This is a genomic window from Mesorhizobium sp. M0166, from assembly GCF_040322255.1.
GTDB lineage: Bacteria > Pseudomonadota > Alphaproteobacteria > Rhizobiales > Rhizobiaceae > Mesorhizobium.
In genome coordinates this window covers 20,037-43,296 of record NZ_JAMYTD010000050.1, presented here as the reverse complement: position 1 = coordinate 43,296, position 23,260 = coordinate 20,037, and the positions used below count along the sequence as shown (strand labels likewise).

Genomic DNA, 23,260 nt, shown 5'->3' with positions numbered 1-23,260 from the left:
GAGTTCATCTGCAAGGCATGGGCTTCCCAGCCCGAGCGCTTCACTCTCAATCCGCTCCAGCAAATGCCGGGACTAAACATCTAGACCGGTTCATCGTTTCACGGAAACGCCGAACCGCTCTATCTCTTTATTTTTGCGCAATTCCCTAGGGAAAGCGCTACGCGATTTTCCCGGGAAAACCGTTTCACACTTTTCCGGGAATTGCTTTGGCGCAGCTCGGAACTCTGTAAGCCGTCCGTAAGTCGCGGTCTGGGAACCTCAGCCCGTCGATCAAAACCGATCGCCGGAGGCCTGAAGCCCCCGATACCAACACTCACAGGAAGGAAAAGGTCATGCCGTATACTGCCAGAGCAACTTCGAGAGTGCGTGCCGGCGCCGTCCGCGCTGGAGCCACAAGATTTGCCGACCAGCTCAGGATCGGGCCTTGGTCGCTCCTCTCGCCCGAAGCTGTCATACAGCAAAAGTACAACTCCCTTGGAGGCGCCGGCTTCGCCGAGATCGACAGGAAGGACACTGGAAAAGCCTGGTATCTCAAGAACGGCTCATGCATTTGCTACAACGATGCCATGCACGACGCCTTTGAGATCCATGGCGAAATCTACAAGAAGTGGATTGCGCTTGGCGGTCTCGCGTGGGGCATTCCCTGCACCGACGAAACCGGAACTCCCGACGGCGTCGGCCGATACAATCACTTCAACAACAATACCGCTTCGATCTACTGGACACCGAACACCGGTGCTCAAGCGATTTGGGGGGCCATTCGCGGCAAATGGGCAGCAATGGGCTGGGAGCGCTCGGTTCTCGGCTATCCGGTGACCGACGAAACTGGAACTCCCGACGGCGTCGGGCGCTACAACCATTTTGCCAATGCCGGCTCGATCTACTGGACACCGAACACAGGAGCCAACGTGGTGTACGGTGACATCCGCAAGAAGTGGGAGAGCCTGGGCTGGGAACAGTCATATCTGGGCTATCCCACGACCGACGAGACCGAATTTGCCGATGGTGGCCGTGCCAATCTGTTTGAAAACGGTGGCATATACTGGTGGCCCGACACCGGCGCGGTCGACCTTCGAGATGTCGTCGTCCACTATACCGGCCTCCATTGCTTCGGCGAGACCGACTGGGATCAGGGGTCGAGTGCGGATGAACCCTATGTCATCGTCAGCGTGACAACGCCGCAGGTCGCCGACACCAAGCGCAGCCAGGTCTATGGCGACGTTGATGCCGGAGATACAAGACCCGACCTTATGGAAATTTATCGAGGCAAGCCCTACGGCATCAATATCGGTACGGTGCTGATGGAAAATGATTTTGGCGATCCCAACAAGTACAAGGACGAGGTGCAGAAGATCGTCATGGGCGTCCATACGGCCGGTACGCTGGCTTTGGGCCTCATTCCGGTAGCGGGACCTATCATTGCCGCCATAGCCGGCCCGGCCCTGGGATCCTTGATGCCATCGATCGGCGGCGCCATCAGCGATCTCTTCGATTGGGGCGATGACAGGATCGGGAGCGCGACAGTGACCATCTCCGCAAAGCAGATGGTGTTGCTCGCGGCACGCACGAACAATACCACCTTCAGCGGGATTGGGTTCAAAGTGGAAACGCCCCTGATTTCCGGCGATGGGGCTTCCTACAAAGCCTACTTTGGCTTTGTGCCTGCCTAGGCCAATCGCCCCGGCAAAAAAGCTTGCCGGGACAATCAACTTACCAGCCCCGCCTTCCGTTGGCGGGGCTGACAGCTCGACTGAGAGATTTATTTCCGTAGCGGTCGTCGCAAGGCGCGGTCCAGATGCGGCAGCGCCGATCAGCATAGCGGGCAAGCTGTCGTTGTACCCCCGCACAGCCCGTAGCGCCGCAATGAACGCGGCTCCTTTGGCCGGAACGATGGAGACCGCATTAAGTGCAGTCACCTCAACGATGCGGCCGCAGCCAGCGAGGCCGAGCCGGACCGGCGGAAACCGGATCAGGCGGTGCGCAACCCGACGCGATGACAGCCGACATCAATCAGGATGGAAAGAGAACGATTACAAGAGCGGGCATGCATCACACCAGCCCGCGCTTGGCCATCATTGCTTCCGGGGAAGGCATCTTGCCGCGGAAGGCGGTGTAGAGTTCTTCCGGGTCCTTCGAGCCGCCGGCGGCGTAGATGTTCTTCCGCAGCCGCTCGGCCAGCGCCGGGTTGAAGGGATCGTCTGTTTCCTCGAAGGCGGCGAAAGCGTCGGCGTCGAGAACTTCCGACCACATGTAGGAGTAATAGCCGGCCGAATAGCCATCGTCGGCAAAGATATGGCCGAAATGCGGGGTGCGGTGACGCATCGCGATGGTGTCAGGCATGTCGAGCTTTTCGAGCGTTTCGGCTTCGAAACGAAGCGGCTGGTCCGGCGCATCCGGCCGCGCATGGTAGGCCATGTCGACCAAGGCCGAGGCGGTGAACTCGACTGTGGCGAAGCCGGCGCCGAAGGTGCGCGCCGCCAGCATCTTGTCGACCAGCGCCTTTGGCATCGGCTTGCCGGTCTTGACATGCAGCGCATGCTTTTCCAGCACTGCCGGCACCGTCAGCCAGTGTTCGTAGAGTTGTGAAGGCAGCTCGACGAAATCGCGGCTGACCGAGGTGCCAGCGACCGATGGCCAGGTAACGTCGGTCAGCATGCCGTGCAGCGCGTGACCGAATTCGTGGAACAAGGTCTTGGCCTCGTCGACCGACAGCAAGGCTGCCTCGCCGGCCGGCGGCTTGGCGAAATTCATGATGTTGTAGATGACCGGCCTGGAGCCATCGCCAAGCTTGTAGCCGGATTTCAGCGCGCTCATCCAGGCGCCGGAGCGCTTCGAGGGTCGCGCGAAATAATCGGCGAGGAACAGGCCGCGCTCGCTGCCGTCGGCATTCTTCACGACGAAAACACGTGCGTCCGGATGCCAGGTGGCAATGCCCTTCTTTTCCTCGAAGGAAATGCCGAACAATCGTGTCGCCACGTCGAAACAAGCGTCAATGATGCGGTCGAGCTGCAGATATGGCTTCAGCTCGGCCTCGTCGAAGGCGAATTTCTCGGCGCGCAGCTTCTCCTGATAGAAGCGCCAGTCCCAGGCGGCGAATTTCTCGTTGCTGCCGGCCTTCGCCGCCAGCCGCTGCAATTCGGCCCGGTCGCTTGCCGCCTTTTCCACCGCCTTTTCCCAGACCGGATCGAGCAGCGCGTGCACCGCCTCCGGCGTCTTGGCCATGGTATCGTCGAGCTTCAATGCGGCGTAGGAAGGATAGCCGAGCAGCTTCGCCTTCTCGGCGCGCAGGCGCAGCATGTCGCGCACCACTTCCGTGTTGTCGGTGGCGCCGCCATTCTGACCACGCATGATGAAGGCGCGGAACGCTGTCTCGCGCAGGTCGCGGCGTTCTGAGAAGGTCGAGAACGGCTCGTAGATCGACCGCGACAAGGTGACGGCGTAGCGGCCCTTCTGGCCGCGCATCTCGGCGGCTTCCGCCATCGAGCCTTTCAGGAATTCCGGCAGGCCGGCAAGATCGGCCTCATCGAGGAATAGCGCCCAGTCGCGCTCGTCGGCAAGCACGTTCTGGCCGAAATTGGTGCCGAGCGACGACAATTCCTCGTTGATCGATGCCAGCCGCTTCTTGCCTTCGGCGTCGAGCCTGGCGCCGGAGCGGACGAAGTTTTTCCAGGTCTTTTCCAAGACCCGCAGCGTTTCGGCATCGAGCTTCAAAGCCTCGCGGCGCTGATAGAGGTCGTCGATGCGGGCAAACAGGCCCTCATTCATCGAAATCGCCGAGAAATGCCGCGACATTTTTGGTGAGATGTCGCGCTCCAGCGCCTGGATCGCCTCATTGGTGTGGGCGCCGGCGCGGCACCAGAAGATCGACGAAACATGGTCGAGAGCCTCGCCGGCGAGTTCGAGTGCGGCAAGCGTATTGTCGATGGTCGGCGTCTCGCCGTTGCCGGCAATCGCCTCGATCTCGGCCTCATGCGCCTTCAGGGCCGCGTCGAAGACCGGAGAAAAATCGCCGTCGCCGATGCGCGTGAAATCAGGCAGGCCGAGCGGCCCTTGCCACGCGGTCAGCGGATGGGCGGCGAGGTCGACGGTGGACGGCATGGGCAAACTTTCGCTGAGTGGGTGGGGGAAGCGGATCGTCACCGATGTAAGGCGCCGGCCGGCTCCACGCAACAGCGCGCCCCGTTCATGATTTCCTCAGTAGCCATCGCAATTTTCGGCGATCGCGGCTTGCGAACTGGCGGTGATTTGGTCGTTGGCGACCGCAAAGGTCTCCTGCATCAGCATGTCGTTGCTGGGAAAATCATAGCAGGCGATCACAGTGGTGACGCCGCCCTCCGATTTCTCGATCCGGTGTCGGATTTCGGCCCCGGCGACGGCGCCTTGCCACTCGGCGATCGAGGCGATGAATTCCTGCTTGCTTTGCACGACGCCGAGGTCGTCGAGCTTGATGCGGACGTTGTCGGCGAGCAGGTCCGACAATTCGCTGCGGTCGGCGACGAGCAGTGCCGAATACCAGCGGTCGATGATCGCGCTGTCGTCGGCACGGGCGAAATCCGCCGAGCAGAGCAGTGCCGCAGCCGCGAACGCGTCCCGAAGTCGCACCATGCCCAGCCTCCTACTCCGTGTCGGGCCGCTCGAAATCGCCGGTGTCCTTGTTCATCACCCAAAGCTCCCCGGTCGAAATATCGAACCAGGCGCCGTGAAGTGACAGCCGCCCCTTGCCTTCGAGGATCGAAACACAAGGGAAGGTGCGCAGATTGGCAATGGAATAGCGGATCGAGATGCGCTCCAGTGCCGTCTGGCGCTCGGTCGCGGTCATGAAGGTGCTCGACGATACGGTCTCGGCCGCCGGCGCGATCAGGCTCATCCATTTGCCGATGAAATCACCCGGCGACAACGGCGCGGCCGTGGTGTCGAGTGCCGCGCGGATGCCGCCGCAGCGGCCGTGACCCATCACCACGATGTTCTTGACCTTGAGGCTCTGCACGGCAAATTCGAGCGCCGCCGATGTCGAGTGGAACTGATCGTCGGGCGCATAGGGCGGCACCAGATTGCCGACATTGCGCAGCACGAACAACTCGCCTGGCCCGGCATCGAAGATCGCTTCAGGCGCGGCGCGGGAATCGCAGCAGGCGACGATCATCGTTTCCGGTGCCTGGCCCTCCCGCGCCAGCGCGCGATAACGCCCGCTTTCGGTGAGATACCGACCGCTCATGAAGTTGCGGTAGCCGGTGAGAAGATGCTCGGGAAGGTGAGGCATGGGCAGCGATGGGAGCCTTTCCGGGTTAAAGGCACGGTTCAATCCCGAAAGGCTCTAGCGCATCGGCCCGAAAATCGGAACCGATTTTCGGAGGGCGGGATGGCGTGGTTTCGACGTGCCAGCCCGTACTTTGCATACGGGTGAACGAACGGCGCCATTAATCGGCCTCAGAACCGCAGATTGGCGCCGGCGCGCAGCAGAAGCCAGTAGAACAGGCCGGTCGCGCCAACCGCCAGCAGCATCGCCAGGAAGAAGCCGCTAGGACTCTCGGCAAATGGCAGTCCGCCCGTGTTCATGCCGAAAATGCCGACGATCAGCGTTCCCGGCAAAAGCAGCGCGCTCATCACCGCCAGCGCCTTGAGGCTGCGGTTCGATTCGTCGGCAAGCTCAGCCGCAAGCTCCTCCTGCAGCAGCCTTGCCCGGTCGTTGATCATGACGACCTCGCGGTCGAGCCGTTCAAGGCGCGCAGCAAGCCGGCGCAAAACTTCATGTGCGCCGGCGGAAAGGTTCCAGACGGAACGGTCTTCATCCTGGAAAAGGGCCGCCAGGGCCGAGATCGGCCGATGCAGGGATACGGCAAGGCGGCGCACATCCTTCAGCTGCCGTCTTTCGTCGGCAAGCCGCTCGGTCACGAGATGATCCTCGACCGCATCCAGCCGCTTCGTCGCCGCGGCGAGCCGCAGGCTGGTGGTCTTGCAAAAAGCCATGACCAGCGTTTCGAACAGTTCGAATGCCGTGGCCGGCCGCAGCCCCGCGGCAAGGGCAGTGTGCACTTCCTCCACCGCCGCCAGCGGATGCCGGCGGCCGGTGACCAGCAGCCGCTCCGAGACCGCAAAATGCAATCTGCCGATGGTCGTCGACTGATGAGCGATCTCGCCATGCAGGTCGGCCGAAATGCCGTGGACGACGCCATTCTCATGCGCCAGCACCAGGCTGTCCTCATGTCCTTCGAGGATTGCATGAGCCGACGCCGGCAGCGCGCAGGCGTGGCTGACCCAGGAATGGGCGCGCCGGTCGACAAGGTCGACATGCAGCCAGACCCAGCCGTCCGCTGAGGCTAGCGCGGCCTCTATGTCTCGGGGCGCCAGCGGTTCGGGAGCTTTGCCGGGAGCGGCATGATAGGCCCAGACCAGCCCAGGAGTATGGTGCTGATCGTCCGCGGCAAGCAATGTCAGATGCGATGCGTCATTCATGGCCGCCGCCGAAACAATGCACGTTCAGGTGATCCGGGCGGCGCCGGGGCCGGCGCCGCGACATTCTGGTCAAAACCCTGCCCCCGCTCAGAACACCTGGCGGAAGATGACGAACAACACGAAGGCAAGACAGATGGAGGCCGGAAGGGTCAGTATCCAGGCCATCAGCATGTTGCGCACCGTCGACCATTGCAGGCCCGAACCATTCGCCGCCATGGTGCCGGCAACGCCCGAGGACAGCACATGGGTGGTCGAGACCGGCAGGCCGAGATAGTCGGCCGATGCGATCGTCGCCATCGCGACAAGCTCGGCGGACGCACCCTGACCATAGGTCAGATGGCTTTTGCCGATCTTCTCGCCGACAGTGACGACTATGCGCTTCCAGCCGACCATGGTGCCGAGGCCGAGCGCAAGCGCGATGGCGACCTTGACCCAGAGCGGGATGAACTTCGTCGCGTTGTCGACCGCCTTATGATAGGTCGTCACCGCCTTCAGGTCGTCTGCCTCCATCGGCAGCAGCTTCTTCTTGTCTATCAGCTTCAGCGCTTCACCAATAAGATAGATGTTGTTGCGGGCGTTGCTGACCAGCGTTGTCGGCAGCTTTTCCACGGACGGATAGGGCGACAACATGGCGCTGGTGTCGTGGATGAAGCTCTGCAGGGCAGGCGTGGTCTCGTCCTTCCATGTCTTGGTGCGAACGGCGTCACCGACCACGGTCGCCGCGTCGGTCACGGCGACGCTGGGCTTGACGTATTTGCCGAGTACCGTTTCGACCTGCGTCGCCGCGGACTTGTAAGCTTCGAGATAGTTCACGTCCGGTGTGCGGTTGAGCGCGAAGGCGGTCGGCACCACGCCGATCAGGATGAGCATGATGAGGCCCATGCCCTTTTGCCCGTCATTGGAGCCGTGGGCAAAGCTGACGCCGGTGCAGGTAAAGATAAGCAGCGCGCGGATCCACAGTGGCGGCGGCGCGCTCGACTTGGGCGCCTCGTAGAGCTCGCGGTTCCTGACCAGCAGCTTCATCAGCAGAAGCAGCAGCGCGGCCAGGCCGAATCCGACCAGCGGCGAGATCAGAAGCGACAGGCCGACATTGGATGCCTGTGACCAGTCGACGCCGCTGGTGACGGAGCCGGCCGGGGCCATGAACTGGTTGGCGAGACCGACGCCGATGATCGAACCGATCAGCGTGTGCGAGCTCGAGGCAGGCAGGCCGAGATACCAGGTTCCGAGGTTCCACATGATCGCTGCGACCAGCAGCGCGAAGACCATGGCTAGCCCCGCGCTCGACCCGACCTGAAGGATCAACTCGACCGGCAGCAGCGAAATGATGCCGAAGGCGACCGCCCCGCTGGCGGTAAGCACGCCGAGGAAGTTGAAGAAGCCGGACCACATCACCGCAAGCTCGGCCGGCATGGAATGCGTGTAGATCACGGTTGCCACCGCATTGGCGGTGTCGTGGAAACCGTTGACGAATTCGAAGCCGAGCGCGATCAGCAGCGCCAGCCCAAGCAGGATCCACGGCACCGCGACGGTGCTGGTCAGGTCCTGGCTGAGCGCGTAGCCGACATAGGCAAGGCTGCCCAGAATGATGGTGGCAAAGGCCGGCAGAAACCATTTGCCGGTGCCGTTTGGCCGGTCAAGCGGATGCTCCGGCCTTGGAATTCCTGCCTCGCTTGAAACAATATCGACCATATCCCACTCCTCCTGCGTTGCAGCAAAGAATGGGAGGACGCTATGTCGGTACAATGAAGCCTGTGTGACGGCAGGCACTTTGGGTTGACGCAAACGGGCGATCGAAGCGACCGAGGCAACTGAACCCGGCCGGCGCATTCCTGGACTATTCCGCTATCTCCAGCAGCGTCGATATCAGCAGCCGGCGCTCTTCGGCGGAGAGAATGTCCGAGCCGAACAGGTTCATGCTGCGAAGCCCTTCGATGGCGAGATAGCAGACCAGCAGCGCCCTGAGGTTAGGAGTCTCCCCCTTCAGCTGCTGGAACAGCTGCCGCCTGAACGATTTTATCGGCGTCAGGAAATCGGGATCCTCGGCAATCGCCGAAAAAATCCAGGACGCCGACGGTTTCGACTCCTCCGCATGCTCGGCCGAAAGCCTGATATAGGCCGCAAGCGGGCTCTCTCCGCTGACGCCGTTGGTGCGGGCGGCCTCAAGCGCCTGCTGGAACGCACTGAGGTAATCCTCCACCAGCGCCTGCATCAATTTCGCCTTGGTCGGGAAATTGTAGAGAAGACCACCCTTCGACACGCCGGCACGGCTGGCGACCGCATCCAGCGACAGGCTGCCAGGACCCGTCTCGCGCGCCACGGCGGCGGCGGCGGCGAGAATTTTCTCGCGCGAATTTGCTCTGCGGGCCTTCATCAAGCGTTCCCCATTCATTAGCTTAGGCGGAATTGACAAGACCGTCCAGACGGTACAGTAAGATCGCCGTCATTTGAAATTGGGACCAGTCACAGGTATGTGTTCCGGTCGTCCGACCGTTATGCTGGGCCATGGCCGAGGGAACTGTTCGTGATCAAGCGCTTCATCATCGCCTTCATTCTGCTCGTGCTGGTGTGCGGCGGCATCGTCGGCTTCAACCTGTTTCGCGACAATGCGATCAAACAGTTCTTCGCCACCATGAAGCCGCCGGCCACGACCGTGTCGACGGTCATCGTCAAACCGATGTCCTGGACGCCCGGCATCGAGGCGATCGGCACTGTCAGTGCCGTGCGCGGTGTCGACCTCACGGTCGAAACCGCCGGCATCGTCAAGGACATCCTGTTCCATGCCAATCAGAAAGTCGCCGCCAACGCCGTGCTGCTGCAGCTCGACGATGAAGTCGAGCGAGCCGATCTCGTGGCGTCGAAGGCGCAAGCCACATCCGACCAGACGACGCTGATGCGCGCTCTCGAGCTGCAGAAGCGTGGGGTCGGTACCGACGCTACGCTCGACACGGCACAGGCAGCGGCATCGGTCTCCGCTGCGCAGGTAAACAAGCTGCAAGCGGTGCTCGACCAAAAGCAGTTGACGGCGCCCTTCAAGGGCACCGTCGGTATTCCGAAAATCGACCTTGGGCAGTATCTCACACCCGGCACCGCCGTCGTGACCTTGCAGGACATGGATACGATGCGTGTCGATTTCACCGTGCCGGAGCAGCAGCTTCCGCAGCTGAAGATCGGACAGACGGTACGGCTCGGCGTCGGCGGCGACGACATGCCGTTCGCCGGCAGCATCCGCGGTATCGATCCGAAGATCGACCCGACCAGCCGGCTGGTGACGGTGAGGGCGGAGGTCGGCAATCCGGAAGGCAAGCTGACACCCGGTCAGTTCGTCCAGGTGCGCGTCGAACTGCCCGAGGAGAACAACGTGCTGGCGCTGCCGCAGACGGCGCTGACTTCCAGCCTGTACGGTGACTTCGTCTTCGTGGTGCGCCCGGCCAAATCCGGCGAAGCCAACGGGGCGGCTCCCGAGGCGAAGCCGGAGGAAAAGTCGGCTGCAGATGCTGCCAAGCCCGCAGCCGAAGCACCCGCGGCAAAACCCGAAGAAAAGCCGGCCGCTACCCCAGCCAAACCGGCAGCGGAAGCCAAACCGGCAGCGGAAGAACAGAAGCCACAGCTCGTGCTCGCCCAGGTGTTCGTCAAGCCAGGCCGCCACAACGCCGGCCTGGTCGAGATCCTGGAGGGTATCGAGCCCGGCGACGAAGTCGTTACCGCCGGCCAGAACCGGCTCTCCAACGGCATGTCCGTTGCCGTCGACAACACGATCGATCCGAGCAAGCCAGGGAACCAGCAGGCAGCCCAGCAATGAGCTTTTCCGACCTCTTCATCCGCCGCCCGGTCCTTTCGACCGTGCTTGCCTGCATGATCCTGCTTCTGGGTTTTCAGGGCATCTTCAACCTTTCGATCCGCCAGTATCCAGAGGTTGAAGAAACGGCCATCACGATCACCACGGCCTATCCCGGCGCCAGCGCCGACCTGATCCAGGGGTTCATTTCCGCGCCGATCGCGCGTGCCGTCGCTTCGACCGAAAACATCGATTATGTCACGTCGTCGAGCCGGCCGTCCTCCAGCACCGTGACGGTGCAGATGAAGCTCGGCTCCGACCCCGACGTCGCGCTGAACGAAGTCTTGTCGAAGGTTCAGAGCGTTCGCGGCGATCTGCCGGACGAAACCAAAGACCCGGTGATCGTCAAGGGCACCGGCCAGCAGTTCGCGATGATGTACATCTCGATGCAGAACCCGAACATGACGCCGGAACAGCTCACCGAATATATCGAGCGTGTCGTGCGGCCGCGTATCTCGACGGTCGAAGGTGTTGCCGACGTGCAGATTTTCGGCGCCGCCGAATATTCGATGCGTGTCTGGATCGACCCGATCAAACTGGCGGCGCGCGGCGTGACGGCGGCGGAAGTGCTGACGGCCATCAACGAATCGAATTTCCTCTCCGCGCCCGGCGATACCGAAAACAAATATGTGGCTTCCTCGATCACGGTTCGCTCGACCCTGCAGACGCCGGAGGCTTTCGCTGCCCTTCCGCTCCGCTCGAAAGACGGCAATGTGGTGAGACTGCGCGACGTGGCCCGCGTCGAGCTCGCCGCGGTGAGCACCGACACCAGGGTCACCTTCAACGGCAAGCCCGGCATCTTTCTCGCCATCTTTCCGACGCCGGCCGCCAATCCGCTGACCACCGCGGCGGCGATCCACAAGATCGTGCCGACCATCCAGGAGACGCTGCCGCTCGGCATGACGATCGAGATCGTCTATGATTCGACCGAGCAGATCAGCGCGTCGATCGAGGAGGTGTTCAAGACCATCGGCGAGGCGGTCGCCATCGTCATCGTCGTCATCCTGCTCTTCCTCGGCTCGTTCCGCTCGGTGCTGATGCCGATCGTGACCATTCCGCTGTCGCTGATCGGCGTCTGTTTCCTGCTGTTTTCTTTGGGTTATTCGATCAACCTCTTATCCTTGCTGGCCATGGTGCTGGCGATCGGACTGGTTGTTGACGATGCCATCGTGGTGGTGGAAAACATCCACCGCCACATGGAGGAAGACGGTTTGTCGCCGATGCAGGCGGCCTTCAATGGCATGCGGGAGATCTCGTCCGCCGTCGTCGCCATGACGATAACGCTGGCCGCGGTGTTCGCGCCGCTGGCCTTCACCGGCGGTCTGACAGGCGCACTGTTTCGCGAATTCGCGGTGACGCTTGCCGGCTCGGTGGTGCTTTCGGGTGTCGTCGCCCTCACCATCACGCCGATGATGTCGGCACGTATCCTGAGGTCCGGCTCGCACAGCCGTTTCCAGCGCATCGTCGACAATACGTTCGGGCGCGTCGAACACGTCTATGAGCGGCTGGTCACCGGTTCGTTGAACTATCGCCCGGTGACGCTGATGATCGTCCTCGCGCTGGTCGCCACGACCGGTTTCATGTTCACCAAGACCTCGAGCGAACTGGCGCCGGAAGAAGACCAGGGCTTCTTGCTGTCTATTGTGAACGCGCCGCGCTATGCGACGTCGGACTACACCGAGACCTATGTGAATCAGATTCTCGGGCTGGTGAATGATATCCCCGAAACCAGGGCGCGGTTCTCCGCCGTCGCGTTCCAAGGCCCGACGAACAGCGCTTTCGTCGGCTTTGCGTTCAAGGACTGGGCCGAGCGCGCGCGCAGCTCGAAGGAACTTCAGGAAGACATCACTGCCCGCCTTGCCAAGGTGGCAGGCGTCGAGGCTTTCGTCTTCGCGCCGCCGACGCTGCCCGGCTCCGGCGGCGGCCTGCCAATCACAATGGTGGTGCGCTCGACCGGCGAGGCCTCCCAGGTTTACGAGGCGGCCGAGAACATCAAGAACAAGGCGCAGGCCTCCGGTCGCTTCCTCGCCGTGCAGAATTCGATGTCCTACGACGCGCCGGAAGTGACGGTGACGATCGACCGCGACCGCGCAGCGGCGCTCAACCTGCCGATCGCCGACATCGGCCGGACGCTGACCCTGTTGGTCGGTGGCGCCGAGGTGGCGCAATTTGACCGCGAATCCAACAGCTACGACATCATCCCGCAGGTACCGCAGCAATTCCGCGACAATCCCGAAAAGCTGGGCGAGTATTTCGTGCGCAGCGTGTCGGGCGAGATGGTGCCGCTCTCGGCGGTGGTGAAGATCTCGACCAACGCGTCGCCGGCCGCCATCGAGCAGTTCAACCAGTTGAACTCGGCCACGATTTCCGCTCTGCCATTGCCCACCGTCACCACCGGTGACGGGCTGAAGACCATCGAGGACATTGCCAGGGAAAGCCTGCCCGACACGTTCTTCATCGACTATACCGGCCAGTCGCGGCAGGAGAAGCAACAGGGCTACACGATCATCATCGCCTTCGCGGCGGCTGTGCTCGTCATCTACTTGGTGCTGGCGGCGCAATTCGAGAGCTTCCGCGACCCACTGATCATCATGATGGCGGTGCCGCTCTCGATCTTCGGCGCGATCGTGCCGCTTAATATCGGGCTCGGCACGCTCAACATCTACACCCAGGTCGGCTTGATCACGCTGATCGGCCTGATCACCAAGCACGGCATCCTTTTGGTCGAGTTCGCCAACCAGCAGCGTGAAATGCACGGCATGCGGCGGCGCGATGCGATCATCGCGTCCGCCAGGGTGCGGCTGCGGCCGATCCTGATGACGACGGCGGCGATGGCGCTCGGCGTGGTGCCGCTGATCATCTCCAGCGGCGCTGGTGCCGCGGCACGCTATTCGATGGGCCTGGTGATCTTCACCGGCATCCTGGTCGGAACCATGTTCACGCTGTTCGTGGTGCCGATGTTCTACACCTTTATCGCCAGCAAGGACCTGCCGCATCATGCCGAAAAGCCGGATCCGAAGCTGATGCCGGTAATGCCAGATTAGATTCCGCTAATAAAGAAGGCCGGATCTCCGGCCTTTTTTGAGAGCGACGAGAGGCATCGCTCATTTGACGATGACGATGCTGGTGTTGGCCGGGCCGAAGACCTCGACGAGCTGGTAGAAATCGGCGGCGTTGTCTGGATGCAGACGCACGCAGCCATGCGAGGCCGGCTGGCCGAGGCGCTTGATGGCGCTTGTCGCATGTACGGCGTAGCCGCCGCTGAAGAACACCGAATGCGGCATCGGGGCGTTGTCGTATTTCTTCGAATACCACATTTCATGCATGCGGGTCGGCTTGAACGAACCGGTCGGCGTGACGTGCGTCCTGTCGCCGGTCGAGACCTTCCAGGCGAATGTCGGCCGGCCGTCGACCAGGATTTCCATGGTCTGCTGTGACAGCGACACACGCGCGACGATCTTGTTGGCGGCGTGGGCTGCGCCGTTGCCGGCACTGACAAGCAAGGCAGTACCGGTGATGACGGCGGCGGCGATGTTGATGAGCTTGGCGGAAATGGCAGTGCACATGATGTCCCCCTTATTCTGCCGGTCGGGGCCGGCTCAATTCGATGACCGGCTTATCGGGACGTCATGTTTCAAGCCGATTTCGCTAGATGCTCGTTTGTGTTTCGATTCTGTTTCCCGTGGTTAACAGAAAAGGTCCGTGCAAAGCGGCTTGCAGTTGCACGACGTCGTCATGACGGCGGCGTGTTTGCCTAGGCGGATCGGCCAAACCGCGGCACGAATACGCGATTTCTTTTCGTTTGAGAGGAATTCACCTGACTCCGAAACCAAGCTGCAACAAAGCGCGGCTTCGGCGGCATGATCCGGATACAGCGAACAGAGAAAGTTGACCTAACGAAAACAGCCGGCAACGAACGATCGGAAGCCAACACTGTTTTCGCTACGGTCTGGATTGGTCTGGACAGTTTCCAGCCTGCGCGTCGGCCGGCTCAAGCCCCTCTGGCGGGGGCGGCTTAGGGCCGTTGAGGATGCGCGGCGCCTCCGGCAACTTGCAGCCGAGAGGACCGAAGGCCCGCGCCGCAACGGGGGGCTCCGCTGGCGGCGCGGGCGCTTCGGGGGTTCCCCTGAAGTGCCCGCAAATTCCAATCTTGAGGAACGAACAGGATGAAAACGAAATTCGCTGCTTCCGTGCTTTCCGCCCTGCTCTACGTGCAGGGCCTGCTCGGCATTGCCGGCCTCGCCACCGTGCTGCTGAAGGAACGTGCCCATGCCGGCGAAGTCAGCACGAACAGTGATATGCCGTCCGGCCCGTCGCTTCTCGTGGTGCGCTGAGGAAAGAGCATCGGGACTCCAAGAGTGGAAAACCGGTTTTGCGAAAACCCGATGCTCAAGACAAAAGGGTGGCCGTCCTGCATTCAATCGGCGAATTGCGTCGGCGGATCGAACCGGTAACCCGCACCCCGTATGGTGGTGATGGTTTCGGTATCGAGCTTGCGGCGCAGCCGCACGATGCGCGAATCGATCGACCGATCGAAGGCTTCGGCATTTTCGGCGGGCGCGGCGGCGATGATGTCGTCCCGCGTCAGCACCTTGCGCGGGCTGGCCAGGAACAGCCTGAGCAGCGCCACCTGCCCGGGGGACAGCTGTTCTTCCGTGCCCGAGCGGTGCATGACAATTGCCGATCGGAGATCGACGGTCGCGTTCTCCAGCACGATCAGTTCCCCGGCGCTCCTGCCGCGCCGAGCCAGAAGGCCGCCGATGCGAGCGGCAAGCTCCCTGACATTGAGCGGGCTTTCGACGACGTCGGCGGCGCCGAGTTCGAGTGCCAGAACCTTGTCGACCAGATCGGCCGGGCGGCAGATCAGGATGAAATCCGGTCCACCTTCGCCGCCATGTCGCCTGAGCAGGTCGCGCCCCTCCGCCTGGCTGACGCTGTCGCCGACAACCACGACATCGATACCCTTTTCCGAAAGCAGCGATTCGGCTTCCCACGGCTGTCGCGCCGCGCGGACGTCATGCCCGCGCCGCTCGAGATGATCGGCGAGATCGGTCGCGATTACTTCAGCGACGGAAACAAGCGCGATAACGGATCGTGCAGCCATGTTTTTCTACCCCGCATGCGGCAACCCAAGAAGAGTGCTGGACATCATGTTTATACCCAATCTACTTTCCGCTGAAAGCGGGAGCGAAAGCATCGTGCGGGCACGAATTGTCATTGTCGAGGACGAGCCCGACCTGAGGGACGCGGTCGCCGAGTATCTCGGCGCCAGCGGCTATGATGTCGCTACGGCCGAAAGTGCGGCGGCGGCGCGCGACCTCCTGGAAACCCAGTCTTTCCATCTGGCCATTCTCGACATCGCCATGCCGGGCGAGGACGGCCTGTCGCTCGGCCGCTGGATGCGGTCGAAAATGCCGATCGGAATCATCTATGCGACGGCCGCCGGTACCGCGCTCGACCGCATCGTCGGACTGGAGCTCGGCGCCGACGATTACATCGTCAAGCCTTACGAATTGCGCGAAGTGCTGGCCAGGGTGCGCAGCGTGCTGCGTCGCGTTCCTGAGCCGACCGAGCCACAAAAGGCCAAGGCTGAAACATCCGGCGGCCGCCGGTCCGTGAGCTTCGGACCCTTTCACGCCGATCTCGACGGCAGGCTCGTCACCGGCGCCAACGGCGCGGTCATCGACATGGCCAAGAGCGAGTTCGACGTGCTGGAGGTGTTCCTGACGCGCGCCAACCGGCTGTTGACGCGGGCGGCGATCTCCGAGGCGATCGGTTTCGTCGAGGACCCGGAATCGTCCCGCGCCGTCGACATCCGCATCATGCGGCTGAGAAAGAAGATCGAGGCAGATCCAGCCAATCCGAAATTCCTGCGCACGGTGCGCGGCGAAGGCTATATCTTCTCGCTGCCAGCCGGGGAAAACAACTAAGGCCCGGCGGCTTGAGCAAGCCACGGCCAGGAAATGACGGCTGACCATGACAGCTGAAACAACACGCGCGGACGTGCAGGGCGCCAGGCAGGGCGCGGCGATGGCGGCCGTGCATGTGGTTCGCCGGCTACGCGAAGCCGGCGACTGGCAGCGCGAGATGGAGGGTATTCTCCAAACGCTGTGCGAAGCCATGGATTGTCACCGCGGCATCCTGTTTCGCCTGCGCGAACTGCCAGGCCAGGGCTTCGCCCAGTCGGTCGCCGCTTATTGGATTGCCCCCCGGTTTGGCCGCGAACTGGCGTCACCGACAGTCATCGTGCAGTCGGTCGTCGATTCGGACCCATTGCTGGAACGGCTGGCGGAGGACGAGCGTCAAGGCAAGATCTTCGCCGGGCACACACGCGATCTCGAAGGCTTTCTGCGGACGGATTTCGAAAAGCAGAACATCAAGTCGTTCCTGTCGGTGTCGGTCTTTTCGCATGGTAATTTGTGGGGCACGCTGGCGGTCAACGACTGCATCCACGAACGCGAATGGACCGACCAGGAAGAGGCGGCGCTGCACATGGTGGCACTCGCCATCGGCGATGCCATCGAACGGTCGCCCTCCGACGCGCATGCCAGCGACGTCATTCGCCGCACCATGCTGCAGGCCTCGCTCGACGCCATCATCGTCATCGACGAGACCGGCTCGATCATCGAATTCAATCCGGCCGCCGAGAAGATGTTCGGCTATCGGCGCAGCGATATCCTCGGCAAGGACCTGCTCGATACGGTCGTGCCGGAATATTACCGCAAGGGCTATGCGTCGGGTGCCGAATACATGTCGGGCCGCGGCGCGCCGATGGTCGGCCAACGGCTTGAAACGGTCACCCAGAATGCCGCCGGTGAGGTTTTTCCGATCGAGCTGACCGCAACCGAGATGCGCGTCGCCGATCGCCAGCTGATCTTCGGCTCCATCCGCGACCTGCGCGACAAGTTGCGGGCTGAGGAGGAAATCAACCGCCAGCGCGAAAAACTGCACCAGAACGAGAAGATGGCGGCAATGGGCTCGCTGCTTGCCGGCGTTTCGCACGAGCTCAACAATCCGCTGGCCGTGGTTGTCGCCCAGTCGACGCTGCTGCACGAATTCGCCGCCGATCCGCAGACCAAGGTGCGCGCCGAAAAGGTGCGCGCCGCTGCCGAGCGCTGCGGCCGTATCGTCAAAAGCTTCCTGTCGATGGTCCGCCTGCACCCGGCGGCACAGGCCGAAACCGATCTCAACCAGGTGATCCGCGCCGCACTCGAAGTGACCGCCTATGGTGCACGGTCGAGCGGCATCATCATCGACACCGATTTCGCCAGCGGTCCGCTGCTGGCCATGGCCGATGCCGACCACGTGACGCAGGTGGCCGCCAACTTCCTCATCAACAGCCAGCACGCCTTGGCCGGCGTTGCCGGCGACCGCCGGATCAAGGTCCGGACCTTTCGCAGCGACCGCGGCAATCCCGGATTCTCGGTCGAGGACAACGGACCAGGCGTGCCGGAAGCGATACGCTCACGCATATTCGAATCCTATTTCACCACCAAGCCGGTCGGCGTCGGTACCGGCATCGGTCTGTCGATCTCGAAATCGATCATCGAGCGGCACAATGGCAATATCTGGTTCGAGGAGGTTTCGCCGAGAGGTGTGCGTTTTGTCGTGCAGCTGCCGGCGATCGCTGCCGGCGCGGCCGCCGCCGGCGAAGCTCCGTCGCGGTCGAGCGGCTTGCGTCACGCGCTGATCATAGACGATGAGCCGGATGTCGCGGCGTCGCTGTCCGATATTCTGGAACTGATGGGCATCAAGTCGCGGATTGTGCCGGCCTGGGTCTCGGCCGCCGCGACGCTGAGCGGCCATGTGCCGCCGGACATCGTGTTTTCCGATTTGCGCATGCCCGGTACCAGCGGCATAGCCGCCTATCGCGAGCTACTCGCCGAAATGCCGGGTCTGGCGCGGCGCTTCGTGCTTGTCACCGGCGATCTGATCGGCGCGAAAGGCGAGATCGAGGCGCTGCCGGCGCAGCAGCGGCCGCCAATCCTCGAAAAACCGTTCAGCACGCTGGATGTGCGCGGCGTGCTCTCGGCCATTGCCGAGCAGGCCGCTCTGGGCGGCTAGACTCCGCGATCTCCCCCCGGAAGAAAAAAGGCTCCCGGCCGACATTGCGGCGGGAGCCTGACTGGAGTGCTGGAGGGCGCTCGCAAAAAATCAAAAAACGTTCGGCGTATCAGCCAGCGGGGCGGCATTGGCGATCATGCGGACCGGTCGTGCCTTGCCCGACTGGGCAGCGATGACGCGCAGGCAATCCAGGCTCTCGGCGCCCCAGGCCTGCCCCTTGCAGGCAAAATCTATCTCCGGCATCGCCAGGCGCGCCGTCTTGGTGGTGGTTATCGCGCCATCGATGAGGTTGGCCGGCGGGTTTAGTGAGGCGAAGGCCGGACCGACGGTCGGCGTCAACGCCATGCCGGCAAATGCGGCAGCCGCCAACAGCATGAACATCGCCATTGGATGATCACTGGCGCGCTGGCGCAGCGCCAGCTTCGGGCGCCGGTCGTTACGCTGGGGACCCTGCTGGCGAAGGTCGGTATCGGTGATCTGGATTTTCGTAGGCATCGTCGTTTCCTTCGGTCTTCTTCTTTTCCCTGTTGAAACGAACTTAATCGCACCTTGTAACCGGCCAACGATGATGGATTAACGATTGTGTAACCGGCATGAAACCAAGCCCGCGGCCATTCCCGGGCAAACCGATCAGGCGTAGCTGGCAGCACCGGTGGCATTCCGTGGTCGTTTTCCGCTACCCACGGCACCAGATCCACGTCGCCTTTCCAGGCCCACGGAGCGTCGGGCGCTCAACAAGCGTAAGGGGATTAACGTCTGGAATTCCCGGGATTTTCCCGGCTTCGATCGTTCGGACGCGGCTCTCAAATCTCGCTCGATTTCTCGTCAAGAATTCGCTCCATTTTCGCAAGCCATTGCATTTCAATGGAAAATATGCTTTTATTGAACGAGCATTCAATAACTAAAGAGCTTTTATGAACCCGCATCTGCGTGACGTGGCAATCCCCAACGATTGGGATCGGCGGGGCCTGCCGGGCTGGAGCTATCATTCCGACGCCTTGCTCGAGCTCGAGAAAGAGCACGTCTTCCGCAACCATTGGCAGATCGCCGGCCATGTCTGCGACGTGCCCAACGCCGGGGACTATCTGACGATGGATGTGGTTGGCGAGCGGGCGCTCGTCGTGCGCGGCAAGGATGGCGTTGTGCGCGCTTTCAACAATATGTGCCGCCACCGCGGCAGTCGCGTCGTTGCCGACAGCCAGGGCACTTGCAAGAATGCGCTGGTCTGCCCCTTTCATGGCTGGGTCTACAATCTCGACGGCACGCTGCGCGGCGCTGCCCGTCCGCGTTCCTTCCCCGACCTCGACAAGACCGAATTCGGCCTGATGCCGCTCGAGCTCGAAATCTGGATGGGCTTCATCTTCATCCGCTTCCGCAAGGGCGGCCCTCAGCCATCGGTGGCCGAGCTGTTGAAGCCGATCGAAGCCGAGATTGCCCATTACGGCGTCGCCGAGATGGTGCCGTCCTGGGGCATCTGGACCCAAAAGACGCCGGTCAACTGGAAGTCCGTGCGCGACGTCGACAATGAAGGCTACCACGTCGCCATGGCGCATCCGGCGCTGCAGGATCTTTACGGCGCGACCTATTTCGACGAGCCGTTCGTCAACGGCGTGTCGCGCTCGTTCGCCACGTACAACCCGCATGCCGGACGGCGCTGGAGCGTCGCGCAATATATCAAGCTCGCACCCGAGGCAAAGCACCTGCCGAAGCACCTGCGCAAGGCCTGGATCTACTACGGCATCTTCCCGAACAACGCGCTGTCGATCATGCCGGAATCGGTGCAGTTCTATCAGGAATTCCCGCTGTCGACGGGTGAGACGCTGCTGCGCGGCGCCATCTACCGCTATCGCGACGAGACCAGGGAGCAGGCGGCTGCCCGCTACCTATCCTACCGGATCGACCGCGACACGCTGGCCGAAGATGTGCAGCTTTCGATATGGTCCAACGAATCCATGCTGTCCGAAGCCTTCGGAGGTTTTTACTTCTCCGATCTCGAATATGGCGTGCGCACCCACCACGACCATTTGCGCAAGCAAATTCCCGTGCTCGGATTGGAGACCGCGCCCGAGGAGAAGGATATGTGGGCACTCAACGAGGCGCTCAGATCACGCTCCTGACGCCCTGGTCCTCAGGCCCAAATGGCGACGGGAATGCCGAAACGATCGGCGAGCGGCGGATCCGGAAACGGCATTGCCTCGCCTCTGGCAATGCGTCCGGCAACCAGCATAATCGCCGCGGCATCGAGGAAATCGTCGGCGGCCGCGCCGCGCGGCGGCGCCTGGTCGAGAAAATCCTGGCTATAACCATGCCGGGCAAGCAGCGCCTTGCGTTCGGCCATGCCGGCCGGATTGATGTTGCCCCTGATCTTCTTTGGCAGGCGCATCGCCCGGTCGCCGTTCAGTTTACAGAAGGCAACTTCCGGATGCGATTCGAAGACGCGGCTGCGCAGTCCGGGGCGCGCGATCAGCAGCGAATCGATCTCGCGGATCTTGGCGAAGATGCCGAAGGCCTGGATCGAGACACCGCGCGGCGGATCTGAGGTCGTCTTGGCTACCTCACTTGCCTTGCGATGTGCGGCGTACCAGGCGTCGACCGTGGTGTAGGCTTCGACCTCCGCGTAGAGCGCGGCGCGGGAGGGGATGGCAAAGACACTGGACTGCCGGGCTCCAAGCAGCGGCCGCACCAGCGCCTCCGGGCCGCGACCGCCTTTTTGGGAGAAATCGGGCAGGCCGATTGGCATATCGACCGCTACTATCGCATCGGCGGGCAGTTGGTCGAGCAACGCCGCAAAGCTTGGGAAAACAGCTGTCGACGGTGCCGCACCGGGATCGCGGCGGACGGCGATCCAGCCGGCCTTGCAACCGTCGACGCCGACAAGGGTAACATCCGCGGGCACAACATCGTCGGGCGCAACATCCTGGCGCGCGGCGTCTTCGGCCTGCGTCACGCTCGGCGGTCCCGTTCCGGATGCAGGAGATGGCGAAGCTGCACCATCGCCATCGGGTGCGACAGGCTCTGGGCATCGGTCTCGAGCTGCAATTCGTCGCCGCCGCGCTTGGCGGTGCGCGCCAGGATCTCGTAGACCGCCGCGGTGGTCGATTGCAGCGCCTTGGCCGCCGGCTGGCCGGACAGGATCCGCGCCAGGTAGACGGCCGCCGTCAGGTCGCCGAGCCCATTCGGCGGCTTGTCGATGAGCCGGTGTTCGGCAAGCAGTGCCTCTCTGCCGGCGAGCAGCAAATTGCCGGTACCGCCGGCCATCATCGCTGGTGCCGAAGTGACCAGCATGGCCGGTGGGCCGGCTTGCAGGGCTGCAGCCATTGCCGATTTCAGGTCGGGCAGCGGCGCTCCGGCCATCCATTCCAGCTCGTAGCGGTTGGGCGTGGCGATATCGGCGATCGGCATCAGCCGGTCGCGCATGGCGATTGCGGTCGGCTCAGGTACGTAGAGCCCGCCCGAATCGCCCATCACCGGGTCGCAGATATATAGGGCGTCCGGCGTCTTCGCCTTGACCGCGCCGACCAGCGAAGCGACGACTTCGGCCTGGCCAGCCTCGCCGAGATAGCCGGACAGCACGGCGCCGACCTCGCCCAGCCACGGTGCTCGCTCGAGGTCGGCCATCAGCGCCTTGAACTGGTCCAGCGGCGGCACGATGCGGGTGGCCCGGCCATGGCCCGGATGCCAGGGCAGAATGACGGTCGGCACCGCCCAAACCGGAAAGCCGAGCGTCTCCAGCGCAAAGACGGCGGCACGGTTGCCGACCGAGCCACGTGCGACATGGCTGGAGACGACGATGACCGCGCGCGGCGCGTCGGCTTTTTCGGCACTCATTGATTTTTCCTAACCGCCCCTGGTGACGAAAAGCACGAGCCAGATCAACAGGCCGATGGCAATAAGCAAGCCCGCTGCCCGACCGATGCGGGTGCCCCAGTATTCGATCGGATCCGACCGGTCGGCATCGGCCGCGGTGACGTGGTCGCGCGCACCTCTGGCTGTTCGTGCGAAGAACGAGGTGCCGCCCGGGTCGGTCTCGCGCGCCACCCGTTCGATGATGCGGCGCGATTCCGCGTCGCTGTCGTGGCGTTTCGCCATGGTGATGTCCCGTTTCATGCCGAGCTTAACCCTTTCGCCTCGTCTGTCACAGGGCCCGACGGTGAATGGCAGAAACCAGTAACACTTCTCGGCCGAAGTCGTTTTCTTACGCAAGGATTGTGCTAATGCTTCGCCTGCCAATGCTATCGAGGGGACCTTATCATGCTTGCCCAGCGCCTTTCTTCACCGCCAATCTTCCGTAATTTAGCTGCATTCCTGGTCATGGCCGTCATGCTGCCGCTGCTTGCCGGCTGCGGCTACAACACCATCCCGACGGCTGAGGAAAACGCCAAGGCAGCATGGAGCGAGGTGTTGAATCAATACCAGCGCCGCGCCGATCTCATCCCCAATCTGGTCAACACGGTCAAGGGCTACGCCGCGCACGAGAAGGATACGCTCGATGCTGTGGTCGAAGCGCGCGCCAAGGCGACGCAGGTGACCGTGACGCCGGAAACGCTGAACAATCCGGAAGCCTTCAAGAAATTTCAGGACAGCCAGGCCGGCCTGACCAGCGCGCTGTCGCGCCTGCTGGCAGTGGTGGAGAACTATCCCGATCTCAAGGCCAACCAGAACTTTTTGGCGCTGCAAGCACAACTCGAAGGCACCGAGAACCGCATCACGGTCGCCCGCCGCGACTATATCCAGGCAGTGAGAGAGTACAATCTGACGCTAAGGACCTTCCCGTCGGTGATCTGGGCGACCTTGTGGTTCCGCGGCAACCAGCCGTTTGCGAATTTCACCATCGAGGAGGATAAGATGCAGCCGCCGAAGGTCGATTTCGGCACCAACACCACGCAAGGCGGGTGAACGGCGCCT

At 62.5% G+C, this 23,260-nt stretch carries 20 protein-coding genes; 8 read left to right on the top strand and 12 right to left on the bottom strand.

Annotation, left to right across the window (positions count from 1 at the left end; all coding sequences use genetic code 11):
- Positions 1-332 precede the first annotated feature (332 nt).
- Positions 333-1,670 (top strand): LGFP repeat-containing protein, encoded by a 1,338-nt coding sequence (locus NKJ46_RS30760; RefSeq protein WP_352670464.1) that lies wholly within the window; start codon positions 333-335, stop codon positions 1,668-1,670.
- A gap of 379 nt (positions 1,671-2,049) precedes the next feature.
- Here the strand turns inward: NKJ46_RS30760 and NKJ46_RS30755 are convergent, their stop codons facing one another.
- The 6 genes from NKJ46_RS30755 to NKJ46_RS30730 form a co-directional block, all read right to left on the bottom strand.
- Positions 2,050-4,104 (bottom strand): M3 family metallopeptidase, encoded by a 2,055-nt coding sequence (locus tag NKJ46_RS30755; RefSeq protein WP_352670461.1) that lies wholly within the window; start codon positions 4,102-4,104, stop codon positions 2,050-2,052.
- 90 nt (positions 4,105-4,194) lie between these two features.
- The gene (locus NKJ46_RS30750) at positions 4,195-4,605 is read right to left on the bottom strand and encodes a nuclear transport factor 2 family protein (protein ID WP_352670458.1); all 411 of its coding nucleotides are present in this window, start codon (positions 4,603-4,605) and stop codon (positions 4,195-4,197) included.
- 10 nt (positions 4,606-4,615) lie between these two features.
- On the bottom strand, positions 4,616-5,260 hold the full coding sequence (locus NKJ46_RS30745) for a carbonic anhydrase (protein ID WP_352670456.1): 645 nt from the start codon (positions 5,258-5,260) through the stop codon (positions 4,616-4,618).
- Positions 5,261-5,427: 167 nt separating this feature from the next.
- Complete coding sequence (locus tag NKJ46_RS30740) at positions 5,428-6,453, bottom strand: transporter (RefSeq protein ID WP_352670453.1); 1,026 nt, start codon at positions 6,451-6,453, stop codon at positions 5,428-5,430.
- Between the two features lie 87 nt (positions 6,454-6,540).
- Positions 6,541-8,145: an inorganic phosphate transporter gene (locus tag NKJ46_RS30735; protein WP_352670451.1), complete on the bottom strand. Its 1,605-nt coding sequence runs from the start codon at positions 8,143-8,145 to the stop codon at positions 6,541-6,543.
- Positions 8,146-8,290: 145 nt separating this feature from the next.
- Complete coding sequence (locus NKJ46_RS30730) at positions 8,291-8,827, bottom strand: TetR/AcrR family transcriptional regulator (protein ID WP_352670449.1); 537 nt, start codon at positions 8,825-8,827, stop codon at positions 8,291-8,293.
- Between the two features lie 150 nt (positions 8,828-8,977).
- Between NKJ46_RS30730 and NKJ46_RS30725 the strand changes: the two genes are divergently transcribed.
- Positions 8,978-10,255 carry an efflux RND transporter periplasmic adaptor subunit gene (locus tag NKJ46_RS30725; protein WP_502903482.1) on the top strand — a complete coding sequence of 426 codons (1,278 nt, stop codon included), beginning with the start codon at positions 8,978-8,980 and terminating at the stop codon, positions 10,253-10,255.
- Positions 10,252-13,335 carry an efflux RND transporter permease subunit gene (locus NKJ46_RS30720; protein WP_352670446.1) on the top strand — a complete coding sequence of 1,028 codons (3,084 nt, stop codon included), beginning with the start codon at positions 10,252-10,254 and terminating at the stop codon, positions 13,333-13,335. The genes NKJ46_RS30725 and NKJ46_RS30720 overlap by 4 nt, the downstream gene beginning before the upstream one ends.
- Positions 13,336-13,395: 60 nt before the next feature.
- Here NKJ46_RS30720 and NKJ46_RS30715 read toward each other — a convergent pair whose 3' ends face one another.
- Positions 13,396-13,857: a L,D-transpeptidase gene (locus tag NKJ46_RS30715; protein WP_352670443.1), complete on the bottom strand. Its 462-nt coding sequence runs from the start codon at positions 13,855-13,857 to the stop codon at positions 13,396-13,398.
- A 600-nt stretch (positions 13,858-14,457) separates the two neighbouring features.
- On the opposite strand from NKJ46_RS30715, the gene NKJ46_RS30710 reads away from it, so the two are divergent.
- Positions 14,458-14,625, top strand: a complete 168-nt coding sequence (locus NKJ46_RS30710; protein WP_023721318.1) for a hypothetical protein — start codon at positions 14,458-14,460, stop codon at positions 14,623-14,625.
- Positions 14,626-14,708: 83 nt separating this feature from the next.
- Here the strand turns inward: NKJ46_RS30710 and NKJ46_RS30705 are convergent, their stop codons facing one another.
- Entirely contained in the window at positions 14,709-15,395 is a 687-nt protein-coding gene (locus tag NKJ46_RS30705) for a winged helix-turn-helix domain-containing protein (RefSeq protein ID WP_352670440.1), read from the bottom strand.
- 46 nt (positions 15,396-15,441) lie between these two features.
- Between NKJ46_RS30705 and NKJ46_RS30700 the strand changes: the two genes are divergently transcribed.
- Together NKJ46_RS30700 and NKJ46_RS30695 are read left to right on the top strand one after the other, a co-directional pair.
- A complete protein-coding gene (locus tag NKJ46_RS30700; protein ID WP_352492215.1) occupies positions 15,442-16,221 on the top strand; it encodes a response regulator in 780 nt (259 codons plus the stop codon).
- 46 nt (positions 16,222-16,267) lie between these two features.
- On the top strand, positions 16,268-18,355 hold the full coding sequence (locus tag NKJ46_RS30695; protein WP_352670437.1) for a PAS domain S-box protein: 2,088 nt from the start codon (positions 16,268-16,270) through the stop codon (positions 18,353-18,355).
- A gap of 90 nt (positions 18,356-18,445) precedes the next feature.
- On the opposite strand, the gene NKJ46_RS30690 is transcribed toward NKJ46_RS30695, so the two are convergent.
- Positions 18,446-18,850 (bottom strand): hypothetical protein, encoded by a 405-nt coding sequence (locus tag NKJ46_RS30690; RefSeq protein WP_352670435.1) that lies wholly within the window; start codon positions 18,848-18,850, stop codon positions 18,446-18,448.
- Between the two features lie 419 nt (positions 18,851-19,269).
- Here NKJ46_RS30690 and NKJ46_RS30685 point away from each other — a divergent pair, with 419 nt between their 5' ends.
- Positions 19,270-20,472 (top strand): aromatic ring-hydroxylating oxygenase subunit alpha, encoded by a 1,203-nt coding sequence (locus tag NKJ46_RS30685; protein WP_352670432.1) that lies wholly within the window; start codon positions 19,270-19,272, stop codon positions 20,470-20,472.
- Positions 20,473-20,483: 11 nt separating this feature from the next.
- On the opposite strand, the gene NKJ46_RS30680 is transcribed toward NKJ46_RS30685, so the two are convergent.
- The 3 genes from NKJ46_RS30680 to NKJ46_RS30670 are packed head-to-tail and all read right to left on the bottom strand — an operon-like array spanning position 20,484 to position 22,444.
- On the bottom strand, positions 20,484-21,251 hold the full coding sequence (locus NKJ46_RS30680) for a DUF429 domain-containing protein (protein ID WP_352670471.1): 768 nt from the start codon (positions 21,249-21,251) through the stop codon (positions 20,484-20,486).
- A 47-nt stretch (positions 21,252-21,298) separates the two neighbouring features.
- Positions 21,299-22,183: a pyridoxal kinase PdxY gene (gene pdxY / locus NKJ46_RS30675; RefSeq protein ID WP_352670430.1), complete on the bottom strand. Its 885-nt coding sequence runs from the start codon at positions 22,181-22,183 to the stop codon at positions 21,299-21,301.
- A gap of 9 nt (positions 22,184-22,192) precedes the next feature.
- Entirely contained in the window at positions 22,193-22,444 is a 252-nt protein-coding gene (locus tag NKJ46_RS30670; RefSeq protein WP_352670469.1) for a hypothetical protein, read from the bottom strand.
- Between the two features lie 162 nt (positions 22,445-22,606).
- Here NKJ46_RS30670 and NKJ46_RS30665 point away from each other — a divergent pair, with 162 nt between their 5' ends.
- Entirely contained in the window at positions 22,607-23,251 is a 645-nt protein-coding gene (locus NKJ46_RS30665; protein ID WP_352470713.1) for a LemA family protein, read from the top strand.
- Positions 23,252-23,260: the final 9 nt, after the last annotated feature.